Below are 16,299 nucleotides of genomic sequence, written 5' to 3'. Positions count from 1 at the left end.
CAGTTTGTCGGTGGGCATTTTTTCGCCTTCTTCGATCGAATCGGCCATGGCGGCGTCTTCGTTTTGTGCCTCATTGGCCCGTCCTGCTTGGCTGTTTTGTGCAGAACGGGCTACCGAAAAGAATAGAAGCATCGGAAGGGTATCTTCCGGTCTCCCCAGTAATCGGCGGTGTCGCGGAAGATGTCCAGCAACTGCTCGCGAGCTTCCTTGTCGAACTTGGCGTGTGCGGGAATCTGCTCCAGCACCACGATGAAGCCAGGCTGTGGGCCCGACTTGTGCAATGGATCGGTCATGCAGTCGTACAAGGCATCGAAGTTCTTGCCAAAGTGCGAGGGCAATGTGAATTGCGCACCAATCAGGTCCAGCACGTCTTGCTTGCTCTGGGCTTCGGCCAGGTTGGCATACAAAAAGTGGTGGCCCAGGCCTTGGGCGGCATCTTGCAAGTCGCTCACGCGGTAAGCGCGGATCGACTGCACGATGTTAGACCGCACGCCCTTCAGGGGCGTCTCTTGGTCATGACGAATCGGCGTGTCCATCTCCGTGGTCTTTCTCTAGAGTCAAAAAATCAAGGCTTGTCGACAATCATGCGAAAACTCGCGTAATGGTCTTGTGTGTAGTAACAGGTCTGTGGATCACGAGGAATTTGGCCACCGCAAACGATGCGCCGCGCTCCCCGGTGCTTCAACCCGGGTGTTCTGACGGTGTATTCACGGTAAAACCCCCGCGCTTCGCGGGGCAGAAGTCGCTCGCGATTGCCAAAAACCGTCCCGTCCTTTTCATAGGGAAAAGGACCGCCCTTGCGGATGAGTTGGTACGTTTCTTGGCCTTCTCGCGGCAAATCTGTCACCCGCACAACGGGTAAAGTTTGGGCATCGGTGGCTGGACGGGCTTGCACCAAAACAGTGCAAATTGAACACATCAACCCCAAAAGCACCAGTAACCAGCGCTGCAGGGAGGCGAATTGTCGCGCCACCTTCATGAAAACACCTTTCAGAAGTCCCCGGGTTAACCCGAACACTCGAAGGCGCTAGTGTGAGGCAAACGACATAAAAAAGCAAGCGAATGCCCAATAAACAGGCAAAATCTGTCCGGACATTCGCGCTTTAAGTGAGCACAGACTCTTGTTTTATGCCTTAACGCGCTGCGTTGGCATCGGCCACCGTCAGGGCGGTCATGTTCACGATCCGTCTAACTGTGGTGCTCGGCGTGAGGATGTGGACCGGTTTGGCCGCACCCAGCAAAACAGGCCCCACAGCGATGTTGCCACCGGCTGCGGTCTTGAGCAGGTTGTAGGCGATGTTGGCAGCATCAATGTTTGGCAAAACCAACAAATTCGCGTCGCCGATCAGGCTGCTGTTGGGCATGAGGGCCTGGCGTGCTGCGGCGTCCAGGGCCACGTCACCGTGCATTTCACCGTCCACTTCCAGCCAAGGCGCGTTCTGGCGCAACAAGTCCAAAACCTGCCGCATCTTGACGGCGCTGGGCTGGTTCGACGAGCCAAAGTTGGAGTGCGACAACAAAGCCGCCTTGGGCTGGATGCCAAAACGGCGCATTTCTTCGGCCGCCAAAATGGTGAACTCCGCCAACTGCTCGGCCGTGGGGTCGTAATTCACATGGGTGTCGACCATGAACACCTGACGGCCCGGCAACATCAAGCCATTCATGCAGGCGAAGGTGTTGACGCCTTTGCGCTTGCCCACCACCTGGTCGATGTAGTTCAGGTGCATGGGGTTGGTGCCCCAAGTGCCGCAAATCATGCCGTCCACGTCGCCTTTGTGCAGCAACATGGCGCCAATCAGCGACAAACGACGGCGCATCTCGATCTTGGCGATCTGCTGGGTGATGCCTTTGCGCTCGGTCATGCGGTGGTAGGTCTGCCAGAAATCGCGGTAGCGGTGGTCCATTTCGACGTTGACCACGTCGTAGTCCAGCTCTTCCTTCAGGCGCAGGCCGAATTTCTCGATGCGCTCGGCGATCACGGCGGGTCGGCCGATCAGCGTGGGGCGGGCAATGCCCTCGTCCACCACGATCTGCGCGGCACGCAACACGCGCTCTTCCTCGCCCTCGCTGTAGGCGATGCGTTTTTTCAGGGCGCGTTTGGCGGCCGTGAAAATCGGCTTCATCATGGTGCCCGAGGCGTAGACAAAGCCTTGCAGTTTTTCGCGGTAAGCGTCCAGGTCTTTGATCGGACGCAGGGCCACGCCGCTTTCAGCAGCGGCTTTCGCCACGGCGGGCGCGATCTTCATCATCAGGCGCGGGTCGAACGGCTTGGGGATGAGGTATTCGGGGCCAAAGGCCAGGGGCTCGCCCACATAGGCCGCGGCCACCACTTCGCTTTGTTCGGCCTGCGCCAGCTCGGCAATGGCGTGCACGGCCGCGATTTCCATTTCCAGCGTGATGGTGGTCGCGCCCGAGTCCAGTGCGCCCCGGAAGATGTAGGGGAAGCACAGGACGTTGTTGACCTGATTGGGGTAATCGGTGCGGCCCGTGGCCATGATGGCGTCGTCGCGTACGGCCTTCACATCGGCCGGGTCGATTTCGGGGTTGGGGTTGGCCAACGCAAAAATCAGCGGCTTGGCGGCCATGGACTGGACCATGTCCTGCTTGAGCACGCCCCCGGCCGACAGGCCCAGGAACACGTCGGCTCCGGCGATCACTTCGCGCAGCGTGCGCAGATCGGTCTTTTGCACGAACTGGATCTTGTCTTCGTCCATCAACTCGGTGCGGCCTTCGTAGACCACACCCGCCAGGTCGGTGACCCAGATGTTTTCGCGCGGGATGCCCAGCTTGACCAGCAAACCCAGGCAAGCCAGGGCCGCTGCGCCCGCGCCCGAGGTGACCAGTTTGATCTTTTTGGGGTCTTTGCCCACGATCTTCAGGCCGTTCAGGATGGCCGCGCCCACCACGATGGCGGTGCCGTGCTGGTCGTCGTGGAAGACCGGGATCTTCATGCGCTCGCGCAACTTGCGCTCGATGTAGAAGCAGTCCGGGGCCTTGATGTCTTCGAGGTTGATGCCGCCAAAGGTCGGCTCCAGCGAGGCGATGATCTCGACCAGTTTGTCCGGGTCTTTTTCGTTGATCTCGATGTCGAACACGTCGATGCCCGAAAACTTCTTGAACAGCACCCCCTTGCCTTCCATGACCGGCTTGCTGGCCAGCGGGCCGATGTCGCCCAGGCCCAGCACGGCGGTGCCGTTGGTCACCACGCCCACCAGGTTGCCCCGGCTGGTGTACTTGAAGGCGTTGCCGGGGTCCTTGACGATTTCTTCGCAAGGGGCTGCCACGCCGGGCGAATAGGCCAGCGCCAGGTCGTGCTGGTTGACCAGTTGCTTGGTCGGGGCGATGGCGATCTTGCCGGGGGTGGGGAACTCGTGGTATTCGAGTGCGGCTTTGCGCAGCTGGGCGCGTTTTTCTTCGGCTTGGACCTTGTTGGTCATTGTTTTGGCTCCGTTGTAGGGATGTGCTGTCGGGGTTGCCGGGGTTCGACAACGGATCTGGATGGCAAAGAATTTGTCAACATCCAGGGCGATAGTCAGGCGGTATTTTCATTGTAGACCCCGCATTCAACGCGCAAGGCCTGGGTAATGCCCTTCGCCAGTGAGTTGGCTTTTGACTTTTGCGCACAAATGAAGGGCGAAATGGCGACTGTTCAGCGCAAATGCTTCCAGGCTTTGTGCTGCAAGGCCTGCGCCACGCTGACCGAGCGTTGCCCTGGAATGATCTGAAAAGACGCACCGGCTTGCAAACGACCCGGCTGGTCCACCGCCAAATAAAAGCCGCAGCGCCCGCTTTGAACCATGTCCTTGGCGGCCTGGGCGTAGCCCATGACGGCATTGAATTTGCCGCAGGGCTCGCGTGGCTGGGTCACGCGCAAAACCACATCACCAAAGTCCAAACAATCACCCACAAAAAGGTCTTGTTCGAGCACGCCTTGCAGGCTCAGGTTTTCACCCAAAAAGCCCGGTGCCAAGGCTTCATCGAACATCGTCACACCCTGGGCCTGCCGCTGCGCCTGCCACCAGGGCAGGTGTTCCGACGGCAAGGCGTACACCGCTTTGCCGAGGCCCCCATGCACCGACAAGTCGGCTTGCTCGTCACCGGCCAAGCCCAGCACCCCGACCTCGATGGGGCCTGCGACGGTGGTTTTGCCAATGGCCGACATCAGCTTGCGCCCGCCCACCACCAGCGGGCGCACCCGGCCGGTCTGGATGGCAAGCAGCGTGCCTGAAAAACCCGGCGGCGAACTCGGCGGCATGGGCCGCTCAGCCCCGCATCAAGGCTTCGATCTCGTCTGCCTTGACCGGCACACCGCGCGTGATCAACTCGCAGCCCGTGGCGGTCACGATGGCGTCGTCTTCGATGCGGATGCCGATGTTGTGGAACTTTTCGGGCACGCCGGGTGCCGGGCGCACATACAAGCCCGGCTCGATGGTCAGCACCATGCCCGGCTGCAGAATGCGGCTGGGGCGGTCCTTGATGATCTCGCCGCTCAGCGGGTCTTGGCGTTCGTTGATCTGGCCCACCTGCGAGGGCTCCACATAGCTGCCGCAATCGTGCACATCCATGCCCAACCAGTGGCCGGTGCGGTGCATGTAAAACTGGAAGTAGCTGCGGTTGGCGATGACATCTTGCGCGTTGCCGACCTTGTTCTTGTCGAGCAGGCCGACATCGAGCAGTCCCTGCGCCAGCACGGCCACGGTGGCCTCGTGCGGATCGACAAAACGGGCGCCCGCTTGGGTGGCGGCCACGGCCGCGTCTTGCGAGGCCAGCACCAGGTCGTACAAAGCGCGCTGCGGCCCGGTGAATGTGCCGTTGGCCGGGAAGGTGCGGGTGATATCGCTGGCGTAACCATCCAGTTCACAACCGGCGTCGATCAACACCAGGTCGCCGTTTTGGATCAAAGCCGTGTCGGCACGGTAGTGCAGCACGCAGGCATTGGCACCGCCCGCCACGATGGAGCCATAAGCCGGGTACTGCGAGCCGCTTTGGCGGAACTCGTGCAGCAACTCGGCGTCCAGGTGGTATTCGCGCACCTCTTGCCCCGCACGCAGCATGGCGGCGCTGCGCTGCATGGCGCGTATGTGGGCGCGGGCGCTGATGGCGCTGGCGCGGCGCATGATGTCCTGCTCGTGCGCGTCTTTCACCATGCGCATCTCGTCGAGCAGGCTGCACAGGTCACGTTGCTGCTCGGGGCACAAAGCGCCGTAACGCACCCGCGCACGCACCGACTGCAGCCAGCCGTTCACCAAGCTTTCCAGCCCGGTGTGGATGGCAAAGGGGTACCAAACGGTGCTGCGGTTTTCCAGCAGTTTGGACATCTGCGCGGCCATCTCGCCAATGGGCAAGGCCCGGTTCACGCCCAAAGCAGCGGGTGCCGCGTCTGGCCCCAAGCGTATGCCGTCCCAGATTTCGCGCTCCAGATCTTTGGGCTGGCAAAACAGCGTGCACTCGCCCTCGGCCGTGATCACCAAAGTCGCGTGCGGCTCGGTGAAACCGGTCAGGTAATAAAAGTAGCTGTCGTGCCGGTACAGGTAATCGCTGTCGCGGTTGCGCTGACGCTCGGGCGCGGTGGGGATGATGGCGATACCGCCTGCGCCCAATTGGGCAGCGAGGCGGGCACGGCGTTGAGAGTAGATCGTGTTGGAGGTCATCAGAACATTGTAGGAGGCCGCCCACAACAGGAGACACCCGCATGTGTCGCGTGGGAGGCTGACCTAGCTCTGGTTGAGCTGCGCCAACCGCTCCGGCGTGCCCACATCGGTCCAGTCGCCCGCATACACCTCGCCCGTCACCTGCCCCCGGTCCATGGCCTCACGCAGCAAGGGCGCCAGCGCCAGCGCGACGCCTTGGGGGTTGCCCGCAGGCAGGCCGCAATCGTCAAAAAAGGCCCGTTTGTAGAGTGCGATGGTGCTGAAGGTGTGGTCACGGCCCGCCGCCCCTTTGGGCAGGTTAAACACCTGACCCGTGGCCGACAGGCCAAAGTCGCCGCCCGGGTTGTGCGTCGGATTGGGCACCAGCCACAGATGGGCCAGCGCCGGACTGGCGGCAAAACGCTGCACCGCCTGCGCCGTGAACACAAAGTCGGGTGCGAACACATCCCCCGCCACCACCCAAAACACCTCATCCAGCAGGGGCAGGGCACGCACGATGCCGCCTGCGGTCTCCAGCGCCTGGCCAAAGTCCTGGCCTTCATGGGAGTAGCTGATCTGCACCTCGGGCAAGCCGGGCCAGGTGACACGGTCGCCAAAGTACGCCGGGATCTGCTCGCCCAGCCAGGCGGTATTGACCAGCTGGCGGGTGAAGCCGCCACGCGCCAGGCCTTGCATGGGCCACTGCATGAGCGGCTGGCCGCGCAAGGGCAGCATGGGTTTGGGGGTGGCGTCGGTTAGGGGACGCATGCGCTCGCCCCGGCCTGCGGCCAGGACCATGGCCTGGGCGGGTGGTTTGGCGCTGAGCGAGGGGGCTGGCGGCGGGGAGGCAAATGAGGACGACATCCCCGGATGTTGCCACGGCAGCGGGCGCTCCCGGGACAGCCCAAGTCAGATACCACGATCTAAACTTCAACATGCAGGCCGGTCGCAGCGGATGCGCCAGGCCGCCTCCAGGAGACAAACCCCATGACACGCCCCCACATCAACGTCATCACCGCCGTACAAAACGCCTCACAGCGCCTGGCCGATCGGCACACACCATTTGTCATGAACGACTGGTACGTGGCCGCCTTTGGGGAGGAGATCAAAGACCAGCTGCTTGCCCGCACCCTGCTGGGCCGACGTTTGGTTTTTTTCCGCGCGAGCGACGGCCGCGTGGTGGCGCTCGAAGACCGCTGCCCGCACCGCTCCATGCCATTGTCGGCCGGTACGCTGGACCAAGACGCCATCGTGTGCGGCTACCACGGACTGCGCTTCAACGCCGAAGGCGATTGCATCGAAGTCCCGTCACAAGCCAACTGCCCCAAAAACGTGGGGATCCGGTCCTACCGCACCCACGAGCGCGGTACAGTGGTCTGGGTTTGGATGGGCGAGGCCGAGCATGCCGACCTGTCCAAGCTGCCGCCACAAGACTGGATGGAAAGTGCCGAGTGGGAGCGCTCACAAGGCTATCTGAGCCTTCAAGGCAGTTATGTGCGCTTGCACGAAAACCTGCTGGACCTGACACATTTGAGCTTTTTGCACGCCAAAAGTTTTGGGACGCCCGATTACGCCAAAGCGACCTTTGAAAGCGTCATCGGTGATGGTCAATTTGCCTTGTTGCGCAACGTGGTGCCCACCACCTTGCCCCCGGTATGGGCCATTCCCACAGGCTTGACCGGACAGGGCCAGGCTGCCCGCATCGTGCGCTCAGAGTTCCGCAGCCTCGGGTTGCATGAAGTCTCGGTGACCTTCTACGACTGTCATTTGCCCGAAACCGAACGCCCGCAATTTCGCATCCGCACCGCACACATGCCCACGCCCGAAACCGCCACCAGCACCCATTACTTCATCGTGCACGGACGTGATTTTGCTTTGGAGGACACGGCCACCACACGCTTCATGCACGATCAGCTGTTTATGGCTTTTCAAGAAGACGTGGACGGCCTGGCCTTGCAGGAACTTGCCTTGGCCAACACACCGGCTGAGGATTTGTACGAATTTTCAGTGGCCGCTGATGCTCCCGCTGTGGCCATGCGCCGCTACGTGCTGGCGCGGCAACAAAGCGAGGCCCAACCCTGAGACCGGCGAACGCGCTGCAAGCGCAGCGCCACACGATGGACAACCGCTAAAATCACGGGTTTTCCCGAATTCATCACCGGAGTTGTCCCCTCATGGCCAATACACAGCAAATGGCGAACGCCATCCGCGCCCTCGCAATGGACGCCGTCCAACAAGCCAACTCCGGTCACCCCGGTGCCCCCATGGGCATGGCCGACATGGCTGTGGCGCTGTGGGGCGATCACCTGCAACACAACCCTGCCAACCCGCATTGGGCCAACCGCGACCGCTTTGTGCTGTCCAACGGCCACGCTTCGATGCTGATCTATTCGGTGCTGCACCTGACCGGCTACAAACTGCCGATCGAAGAAATCAAGAATTTCCGCCAACTGCACAGCAAAACCGCCGGTCACCCCGAAGTGGGCGTGACCCCCGGCGTGGAAACCACCACCGGCCCGCTGGGTCAGGGCATCACCAACGCCGTGGGCATGGCGCTGGCCGAAAAAATGCTGGCCGCCGAATTCAACAAGGATGGCCACAAGATCGTCAACCATCACACCTATGTGTTCTTGGGTGATGGCTGCCTGATGGAAGGTATCAGCCACGAAGCCGTGGCCTTGGCCGGCGCCTGGAAGCTGAACAAGCTGATTGCCTTGTACGACGACAACGGCATCTCCATCGACGGCCAAGTGGCCCCTTGGTTCATCGACAACACGCCCCAGCGCTTTGCCGCCTGCGGCTGGAACGTGATCGACGCCGTGGATGGCCACGACGCTGCTGCCATCTCCAAAGCGATTGCCTCGGCCAAGCACAGCGCCGACAAGCCCACCCTGATCGTCTGCAAGACGGCAATTGGCAAAGGCTCGCCCAACCGCGCGGGCACCTCCAAGGCCCACGGCGAACCGCTGGGCGCTGAAGAAATCAAGCTCACCCGCGAAGCCTTGGGCTGGGGCCACGAGCCCTTCAAGATCCCCAAAGAGGTCTATGCCGATTGGGACGCCAAAGCCGCAGGCAAAGCCCGTGAAGCCGCCTGGAACACCGCCTTTGCCGCTTACAAAGCCGCCTTCCCGGCCGAAGCCAAAGAGTTCGTGCGCCGCATGAAGGGCGACTTGCCGAAGAACTTCAACCAGGTGGCGTTCGACGCCGTGGTCGCCGCCCACACCAAGGCCGAGACCGTGGCCAGCCGCAAGGCCAGCCAGATCGCGCTGGAAGCCTTCACCGCCGCCCTGCCCGAAATGCTGGGCGGCTCGGCCGACCTGACCGGCTCCAACCTGACCAACACCAAGAGCACCGCCGCCTTCCGCGTGGACTTGGCTGGTGATGTGGTCAAGACAGCTGAAGGCTCGGCTACCGAAGGGGCCTCCAAGATTGGTCGCCACATCAACTACGGCGTGCGCGAATTCGGCATGGCCGCCATCATGAACGGCGTGGCCCTGCACGGTGGCTACATCCCTTACGGCGGCACTTTCCTGACCTTCTCAGACTATTCACGCAACGCCATCCGCATGGCCGCGCTGATGAAGCAGCGCGTGATCCATGTCTTCACCCACGACTCCATTGGCCTGGGCGAAGACGGCCCGACCCACCAGTCGATCGAGCACGCCGCCAGCCTGCGCCTGATCCCCGGTCTGGACGTGTGGCGTCCCGCTGACACGGCCGAGACCGCCGTGGCCTGGGCCGTGGCCCTGCAAAACGCCAACCGTCCTTCGGCCCTGCTGCTCAGCCGCCAGAACCTGGCCTACTCGCCCAAGAGCGATCTGGGCGACATCAGCCGTGGCGCGTATGTGCTGTCCGAGCCCGAAAACGTCGGCATCAAGAAGACCCACGGCGTGATCATCGCCACCGGCTCTGAAGTGCAGCTGGCCCTGGCCGCGCAAAAGCTGCTGGCCGAGCGCAAGATCGGTGTGCGCGTGGTCTCCATGCCCAGCACCAACGTGTTTGACCGCCAGGACACCGAATACAAGCAAAGCGTGTTGCCCAAAGGCCTGCCCCGCGTGGCGGTCGAGATGGGCTCCACCGACGGCTGGTGGAAATACGGCTGCGCCGCCGTGGTGGGCATCGACACTTACGGCGAATCGGCCCCCGCACCTGTGCTGTTCAAACACTTCGGCTTCACCGCCGAAAACGTGGCCGACGCGGTCCACGCTGCGCTGCTCAAGGCCTAATTCAGGCCATTGACCGGCACTGAACGGTTTCAGCGCGGGCTGCGCTGAAACCAGGTTCAGGTGATCAGGCCCATGCAAGGGTTTTGATTTCCAATCCGGTTACGTAACGGTTTAGTAACTTTATCCCGAGGCTTTCACCATGACCATCAAGTTGGGTATCAACGGATTCGGGCGCATTGGCCGCCTAGCCCTGCGCGCTGCACTCAAACACGGCTTCAACGACATCCAGATCGTCGGCATCAACGACCCCAAGCCGTCGGACTACCTGGCCTACATGCTCAAGTACGACAGCGTGCACGGCCGCTTTGATGGCACGGTGGACTTCACCGAAGACAGCCTGATCGTCAACGGCAAGAAGATCAAACTCTCGCACGAGCGCGACGCGCACAACCTGCGCTGGGGCCAGATGGGTGTGGACATCGTGCTCGAATGCACCGGCCACTACCTGACCGAGCCCACCAGCCAGATGCACCTGGCCGCGGGCGCCAAAAAAGTCGTGATCTCGGCCCCGTCCAAAGACAGCATCCCCATGTTCGTCTACGGCGTGAATCACAAAAAATACGCAGGCGAAGCCATCATCTCGAACGCTTCGTGCACCACCAACTGCCTGGCCCCCGTGGTCAAGGTGCTCAACGACAAATGGGGCATCAAGCGCGGTTTGATGACCACGGTGCACGCCGCCACCGCCAGCCAAATGACGGTGGACGGCTCGTCGCGCAAAGACTGGCGCGGCGGACGCGGCATTCTGGAAAACATCATCCCCAGCAGCACAGGCGCGGCCAAGGCCGTGGGCGTGGTCATCCCCGAAATCAAGGGCAAGATCACCGGCATGGCCTTCCGCGTGCCCACCTCTGACGTGTCGGTGGTCGACCTGACCGTGGAGCTGAACAGCGATGCCAGCTACGCCGATATCTGCGCCGAAATGAAAGCGCAAAGCGAAGGCGCCCTCAAAGGCGTGCTGGGTTACACCGACGAAAAAGTGGTCTCTACCGACTTCCGGGGTGAGCCCTGCGCCAGCGTGTTCGACGCGACGGCCGGCATTGCCCTTGACAAGAGTTTCGTCAAAATCGTGGCCTGGTACGACAACGAATGGGGTTATGCCAAGCAGTGCCTGGAGATGGTGCGGGTGGTAGCCAAGAAGAAGTGAGCTGCCTCTAATGGGGCGTCAGGTGCCTGCGGCAGACGCAGATGCCAGTGCCCCGCCAGGGCTCAGAGGCGCTTCGCTTTGCCACATCGCCCCGACGGGGCACTGGCATCTGAGTCATGGTATTCACACAAAAGCGCCTTAGGGCGCTTTTTTCATAGGCACAAAACCAAGTGGGAGCGAGCCCCTGCTCGCGAATGGGCTGACTGGCCCACTGAGATTCGGCCGCAGGGGCAGCCTCTCACAAGTGCCTCAAGGCGCAATGTAAACCGGAGAGAACCCGCCACCCGGTGTCCTGAAGTTGGTGGTTTGCCCTTGGTACAAACGGGCGGCAAGAGACTGCACTTGGCCGTCATACACATAGTTGCGCACATCGAACTTGAGCACTTGCGCCGAGTCGCCACCCGAGATGGTGCGTTCACCCGGGGCCACCCAAGCCTGGGCGATGTAGCCGCCCGCCGCGATCTCGGCCCAGACGCGGTGCGTCAATTTGTCACCCCGGTAAGCGGCCTTGCCACCGTAGCCTGCAAAAGGTTTGAAAAAGAAATGTTTGCGCTCAGTCCACAAGCGTTCGGCATTGGCGGGCGTCACCACCTCGGTGTGCGGAATGCCCGCCAGCAACACCGCTTGCGTGGCTTCGGACACGCCCATGGCCTGGAGCATGCTCGGGTTGCACAGCAGCGCCAGGTTGCGCTTGTCGGCCCACAGCGCATGGGCTTGCGGATGGGGTGTCAACACCACTGCGTCCTGCACATGGGCTTCATGCAAATGGGCGTGCTGGGGCTCGCTCAGGGCAAAGTCGGTCAGGCGGTTGTAAACCAGATCGATGGCCACACCGTCGCACCAAAGCCGCTGATCGCGCCAGTCCAGTTGCGCCGGGTCTGCGATGAAAGCTTGAATGCCGTGGCGCCTGAACAAGGTCTGGAACAGCAAGAACTCCGGGTACAGGTATTGCTGCTCGGGTGAGGCGTCCACAATGGCCACCGTGCGCAAAGGACGACCCGGCTGACAGAGCCGCCACTCACGCTCGAACATCGCCACCCAAACGGCCTCCAGGGCGTCCACCTGGGCGTTGGTGGGCACCAGCGTTTCGATTTCGTCGCAGCAAGCGCGCTGCGCCCGGGCCAACAAGGCATTGAGCAATGCACCGCCCGCATTCGTGTTCACTTCGATCAGGCCAAGACCCGTGGCGTTGACATGGAAGTCATAGCCCATGAAGACACTTTTGGCGCTCGTCGGGTGACGCGCAATCGGCGTTGAACGTGACAAAACCTCCTCGCGGTAAGCGGGCAAAGCCACCACCGACTCCAGCGCCGAAATCAGCTGCGCCATGCCCCGCACCTGGGCCTGTGACAGCACCACGGGCCGTGCCGAAAACAAGGAAGGCAAACGGTCCTGCACCAGCTCGAACAGAGCCGGGTCGCCAATGTCTGCCGCCATGCTGCGGCGCAAGGCGGCTTCGTCCAGGCTGATGCAAAAACATTCGCGGTTGAAGTTGTCGGCGTTGATGTGTGTGGTGTTCACAAGATGGCTTTTGACAAAGGGCATGACGGGATTGTCCACCCAACTCGATACGCGGACATGCCAGATTCAGATGCTCAGCGGCTTTGGTGTCGCGTGTCATGTGTGTACCCATTTTGGAAATGATGAATGAAAAGACCTGTCAACCATGTGCACCTGATTTACCAACCCATTCTTCCCAGACGTCAACGGACGCTCTGTCCGCCCGCACACGGAACAAACATCGGGTTACAAAACCGGAACAAACCGATAGTCGGCCGGGGTTTTGTAACAAAATTTCAATGTTTGGCATACGATGGTTACATCTGCGGTTCATCATTCACAGATGGACTGCGGCCTAAACCCTCAACGAAAGTGAGACAGACATGCGCACTCGGATCGGTATCAACGGATTTGGCCGCATTGGCCGCATGGTGCTGCGTGCAGCGGTGCAGAACTTCCAGGATGTCGAGATCGTCGGCATCAACGACCTGCTGGAGCCGGATTACCTGGCCTACATGCTGGAGTACGACAGCGTGCATGGCCGTTTTCAGGGCACGCTGTCGGTCGAGGGGAGCACCCTGATCGTCAATGGCCAACGCATTCGCCTCACGCAAGAGCGCGACCCCGCCAACCTGAAGTGGAACGAGGTGGGCGCGGACGTGGTGATCGAAGCCACAGGCCTGTTTCTGGACAAGGACAGCGCGGGCAAGCACCTGAGCGCAGGCGCCAAAAAGGTGGTGATGTCGGCGCCCTCCAAAGACGATACGCCAATGTTTGTCTATGGGGTGAACCATGCGTCCTACGCGGGCCAGGCCATCATCAGCAACGCCAGCTGCACCACCAATGCGCTGGCCCCCATCACCAAAGTGCTGAACGACAAATGGGGCATCCAACGCGGCCTGATGACCACCGTGCACGCCACCACCGCCACCCAAAAAACCGTGGACGGCCCGAGCAACAAGGACTGGCGCGGTGGGCGCGGCATTCTGGAAAACATCATCCCCAGCAGCACGGGCGCGGCGAAAGCGGTAGGCGTGGTGATCCCCGAGATCAAAGGCCGATTGACGGGTGTGGCGGTGCGTGTGCCCACCAGCGATGTGTCGCTGGTGGATTTGACGGCCGAGCTGAACAACCCGGCCACCTATGCCGAAATTTGCGCCGAGATGAAAGCGCAAAGCCAAGGGGCGCTGAAAGGCGTGTTGGGCTACACCGAAGCCAAAGTGGTGTCCACCGACTTTCGGGGCGAAGTCTGTACCAGCGTGTTCGACGCTGAAGCCGGTATGGCCCTGGACAACACTTTCGTCAAGGTGATGGCCTGGTACGACAACGAGTGGGGCTACTCCAACAAGTGCCTGGAGATGGCTCGGGTGGTGGGCAAGGCATAAGCCCGCGCACGCGTGCTGAAGGGGGCTGGTTCTCCGCTCCGTGCATGCCCGACAATCTGCAGACAACGCCCATGCTTTTCATGGGCGTTTTCATTGGCTGATTGAGACCCCCATGCACACCCTTGAACAACTGCGCAGCGGCACCTTGGCGGGCACGCGCCGCCTGGACCTGGCTTATGGCCTGACCGAGCTGCCCGCCGAAATTTTTACCTTGGCCGACACACTGGAAGTGCTCAACCTCAGTGGCAACCGGCTGCGCCACTTGCCGCACCAACTGAGCCGTTTGCACAAGCTGCGGGTGCTGTTTGCCTCGGACAACGACTTTGAAGTGCTGCCCGAAGTGCTGGGCGACTGCCCGGCTTTGCAGATGATCGGCTTCAAGGCCAACCGCATTGCGGATGTGCCCGCTGCCTCGCTGCCGCGTGCTTTGCGCTGGTTGACGCTGACCGACAACGCGATTGGCCATTTGCCTGCCGAACTGGGCCAATGCCACGCCCTGCAAAAACTGATGCTGGCAGGCAACCAGCTGCAGGCTTTGCCTGACAGCCTGCAAAGCGCACTGCAATTGGAATTGCTGCGCATTTCGGCCAACCGCCTGACCGAAGTGCCTGTCTGGTTGACCGAATTGCCCCGCTTGTCCTGGCTGGCACTGGCGGGCAATGCCATGGGCTGGACTTTGGCCCATGAACCAGCCTTGCCCGAAGTGTCCTGGGCTTCCATCACCCTGGGCCAGCTGCTGGGGGAGGGCGCTTCGGGTCATATCCACCGGGTGCAGGCTGCTGGCTGGCCGCAAGCGTTGGCACTCAAGCTGTTCAAAGGCGAAGTGACCAGCGATGGCTTGCCCGAAGACGAACTGGCCGCGTGCCTGGCCGCGGGTGAACACCCGAACCTAACCACGCCCGTGGCCCGGCTGACCGGCCACCCCGGGCAAGCGCAAGGTTTGTTGATGCCCCTCATTCCGCCCGGGCATGCGAATCTGGCGGAGCCCCCGAGTTTGCAGACCTGCACCCGCGATGTGTACCCACCCGAATTCAGTTTGCCTGCAGCTCTGGCGCTGGGCATCGCCCGTGATGTGGCCAATGCGGTGGCGCATTTGCACCAGCGTGGCGTGATGCACGGCGATCTGTATGCGCACAACATCCTGATCGACCCGGTGCACGGCCAGGCGCAGCTGGGCGACTTGGGCGCGGCCACCCGACTGCCTGACCATCCGCCCGAAATGCGCCGCCGTTTGTTGGCACTCGAAGTGCGGGCCATGGGTTGTTTGCTGGAGGAGCTGGCCGCACACACCTCAGCGCCCGCCAGCCAAGCGCTCCATGCAGTGGCGCAGAACTGCCTGTTGCCCATGCCCAGCGACCGACCTGACATGGCCACCGTGGCCGCGCAGTGCCAGTCGCTGGCCGATGGCTTGGCAGCTTGAGTCGCTGCGCTCAGTCCAGAAATCGGGTGGCCACATCGGGTGACGGGACCATGCAACGGTCTGACCAGCCAAAAATCCGGTAACGGTGACGGGCCACCCAGCGGTACAGCGCATCGCGCAGCACGGCGGGGACCAGCCAGCCCAGCCAAGCGGCACGCCAAGGCCAGCCCAGGTGGTGCAGGATGCGCAAGATCGCGGCCGTGTGTTGCCAGCTCTTGGCGCCATCGACCAGCAACAGGGTTTGCAGCCCCTCGAGCTGCAAACCCGCTTGCTGCAGCAAGGCCTGACCCGTGCGGCCCTGAATGGCAGCGAAGCGAAACACACCGCGCTGGTCGTGCCTGAGCAAAAACCGCACCCAGGCGTTGCACAGCAGGCACTGCCCGTCAAACACCACGATCAAACTGGGGGTTGAAGCGGGCATGTTCACAGCGCCAACGCCGTTGTGTTCTTGACTTCTTCCATCACCGCATAAGTGCGCGTCTCGCGCACGCCGGGCAGTTGCCACAGCACAGTGCCCGCAAATTCGCGGTAGGCGTTCATATCGGCGGCGCGGGTCTTGAGCAGGTAGTCAAAACCCCCGGCCACCATGTGGCACTCCATGATCTCGGGGCGCACCTGCACCGCCGCCTTGAACTGCTCGAACACATTGGGGCTGGTGCGGTCGAGCAGGATTTCCACAAACACCATCATCCCTGCGCCCAGTTTGAGCGGGTTCAGGCGCGCCTCGTAGCCCAGGATGAAGCCCTCACGCGTGAGGCGCTGCACCCGCGCCAGCACCGCCGTGGGGGACAGCGCCACGCTTTCGGCCAACTTCAGATTGCTAATGCGGCCGTCGCGTTGCAGCACATCCAGGATGCGTCGGTCAGTTCGGTCAATGTCCGGGGTTTCGGTGGTCATATTGATTTTTATCCGGTCGATTGATTCTATTTTGGCGAAATATTCAGTCTCATATCCGGATGATAGCGATTCATGTAGTTCCGGAAAGATGTCG

At 61.7% G+C, this 16,299-nt stretch carries 14 protein-coding genes; 5 read left to right on the top strand and 9 right to left on the bottom strand.

The genetic code is table 11. The features are described 5' to 3' along the window. Positions 1-110: 110 nt before the first annotated feature. The 6 genes from B9Z34_RS10840 to B9Z34_RS10815 form a co-directional block, all read right to left on the bottom strand. Complete coding sequence (locus B9Z34_RS10840; protein ID WP_108428128.1) at positions 111-536, bottom strand: barstar family protein; 426 nt, start codon at positions 534-536, stop codon at positions 111-113. Positions 537-565: 29 nt separating this feature from the next. Beyond that, entirely contained in the window at positions 566-979 is a 414-nt protein-coding gene (locus tag B9Z34_RS10835) for a ribonuclease domain-containing protein (RefSeq protein ID WP_108428159.1), read from the bottom strand. A gap of 154 nt (positions 980-1,133) precedes the next feature. Further along, entirely contained in the window at positions 1,134-3,437 is a 2,304-nt protein-coding gene (locus tag B9Z34_RS10830) for an NADP-dependent malic enzyme (protein WP_108428127.1), read from the bottom strand. 212 nt (positions 3,438-3,649) lie between these two features. Beyond that, positions 3,650-4,255 (bottom strand): MOSC domain-containing protein, encoded by a 606-nt coding sequence (locus tag B9Z34_RS10825; RefSeq protein WP_108428126.1) that lies wholly within the window; start codon positions 4,253-4,255, stop codon positions 3,650-3,652. Positions 4,256-4,262: 7 nt separating this feature from the next. Continuing rightward, on the bottom strand, positions 4,263-5,651 hold the full coding sequence (locus B9Z34_RS10820; RefSeq protein WP_108428125.1) for an aminopeptidase P N-terminal domain-containing protein: 1,389 nt from the start codon (positions 5,649-5,651) through the stop codon (positions 4,263-4,265). Positions 5,652-5,714: 63 nt separating this feature from the next. After that, positions 5,715-6,494, bottom strand: a complete 780-nt coding sequence (locus tag B9Z34_RS10815; RefSeq protein WP_108428124.1) for a nucleotidyltransferase family protein — start codon at positions 6,492-6,494, stop codon at positions 5,715-5,717. Between the two features lie 123 nt (positions 6,495-6,617). Here B9Z34_RS10815 and B9Z34_RS10810 point away from each other — a divergent pair, with 123 nt between their 5' ends. The 3 genes from B9Z34_RS10810 to gap (B9Z34_RS10800) all read left to right on the top strand — a co-directional run bounded on the left by B9Z34_RS10810 (position 6,618) and on the right by gap (B9Z34_RS10800) (position 11,003). Next, complete coding sequence (locus B9Z34_RS10810) at positions 6,618-7,712, top strand: aromatic ring-hydroxylating dioxygenase subunit alpha (protein ID WP_108428123.1); 1,095 nt, start codon at positions 6,618-6,620, stop codon at positions 7,710-7,712. A gap of 92 nt (positions 7,713-7,804) precedes the next feature. Next, positions 7,805-9,856 (top strand): transketolase, encoded by a 2,052-nt coding sequence (gene tkt, locus B9Z34_RS10805; protein ID WP_108428122.1) that lies wholly within the window; start codon positions 7,805-7,807, stop codon positions 9,854-9,856. Positions 9,857-9,995: 139 nt separating this feature from the next. Then, the gene (gap, locus tag B9Z34_RS10800) at positions 9,996-11,003 is read left to right on the top strand and encodes a type I glyceraldehyde-3-phosphate dehydrogenase (RefSeq protein WP_108428121.1); all 1,008 of its coding nucleotides are present in this window, start codon (positions 9,996-9,998) and stop codon (positions 11,001-11,003) included. 249 nt (positions 11,004-11,252) lie between these two features. Here the strand turns inward: gap (B9Z34_RS10800) and B9Z34_RS10795 are convergent, their stop codons facing one another. Further along, on the bottom strand, positions 11,253-12,524 hold the full coding sequence (locus B9Z34_RS10795; RefSeq protein ID WP_108428158.1) for a hypothetical protein: 1,272 nt from the start codon (positions 12,522-12,524) through the stop codon (positions 11,253-11,255). A gap of 362 nt (positions 12,525-12,886) precedes the next feature. Between B9Z34_RS10795 and gap (B9Z34_RS10790) the strand changes: the two genes are divergently transcribed. After that, positions 12,887-13,888, top strand: a complete 1,002-nt coding sequence (gap, locus tag B9Z34_RS10790; RefSeq protein ID WP_108428120.1) for a type I glyceraldehyde-3-phosphate dehydrogenase — start codon at positions 12,887-12,889, stop codon at positions 13,886-13,888. Between the two features lie 112 nt (positions 13,889-14,000). Further along, positions 14,001-15,308 carry a leucine-rich repeat-containing protein kinase family protein gene (locus B9Z34_RS10785; protein WP_108428119.1) on the top strand — a complete coding sequence of 436 codons (1,308 nt, stop codon included), beginning with the start codon at positions 14,001-14,003 and terminating at the stop codon, positions 15,306-15,308. A 10-nt stretch (positions 15,309-15,318) separates the two neighbouring features. Here B9Z34_RS10785 and B9Z34_RS10780 read toward each other — a convergent pair whose 3' ends face one another. Continuing rightward, positions 15,319-15,708 (bottom strand): thiol-disulfide oxidoreductase DCC family protein, encoded by a 390-nt coding sequence (locus B9Z34_RS10780; RefSeq protein WP_108428157.1) that lies wholly within the window; start codon positions 15,706-15,708, stop codon positions 15,319-15,321. Between the two features lie 23 nt (positions 15,709-15,731). Beyond that, positions 15,732-16,205 carry an Lrp/AsnC ligand binding domain-containing protein gene (locus B9Z34_RS10775; protein ID WP_108428118.1) on the bottom strand — a complete coding sequence of 158 codons (474 nt, stop codon included), beginning with the start codon at positions 16,203-16,205 and terminating at the stop codon, positions 15,732-15,734. Positions 16,206-16,299: the final 94 nt, after the last annotated feature.

It is taken from the genome of Limnohabitans sp. Hippo3 (genome assembly GCF_003063665.1).
GTDB lineage: Bacteria > Pseudomonadota > Gammaproteobacteria > Burkholderiales > Burkholderiaceae_C > Limnohabitans_A.
The sequence above is the reverse complement of the archived record's forward strand: the minus strand, read 5'-3'. Positions and strand labels throughout refer to the sequence as shown.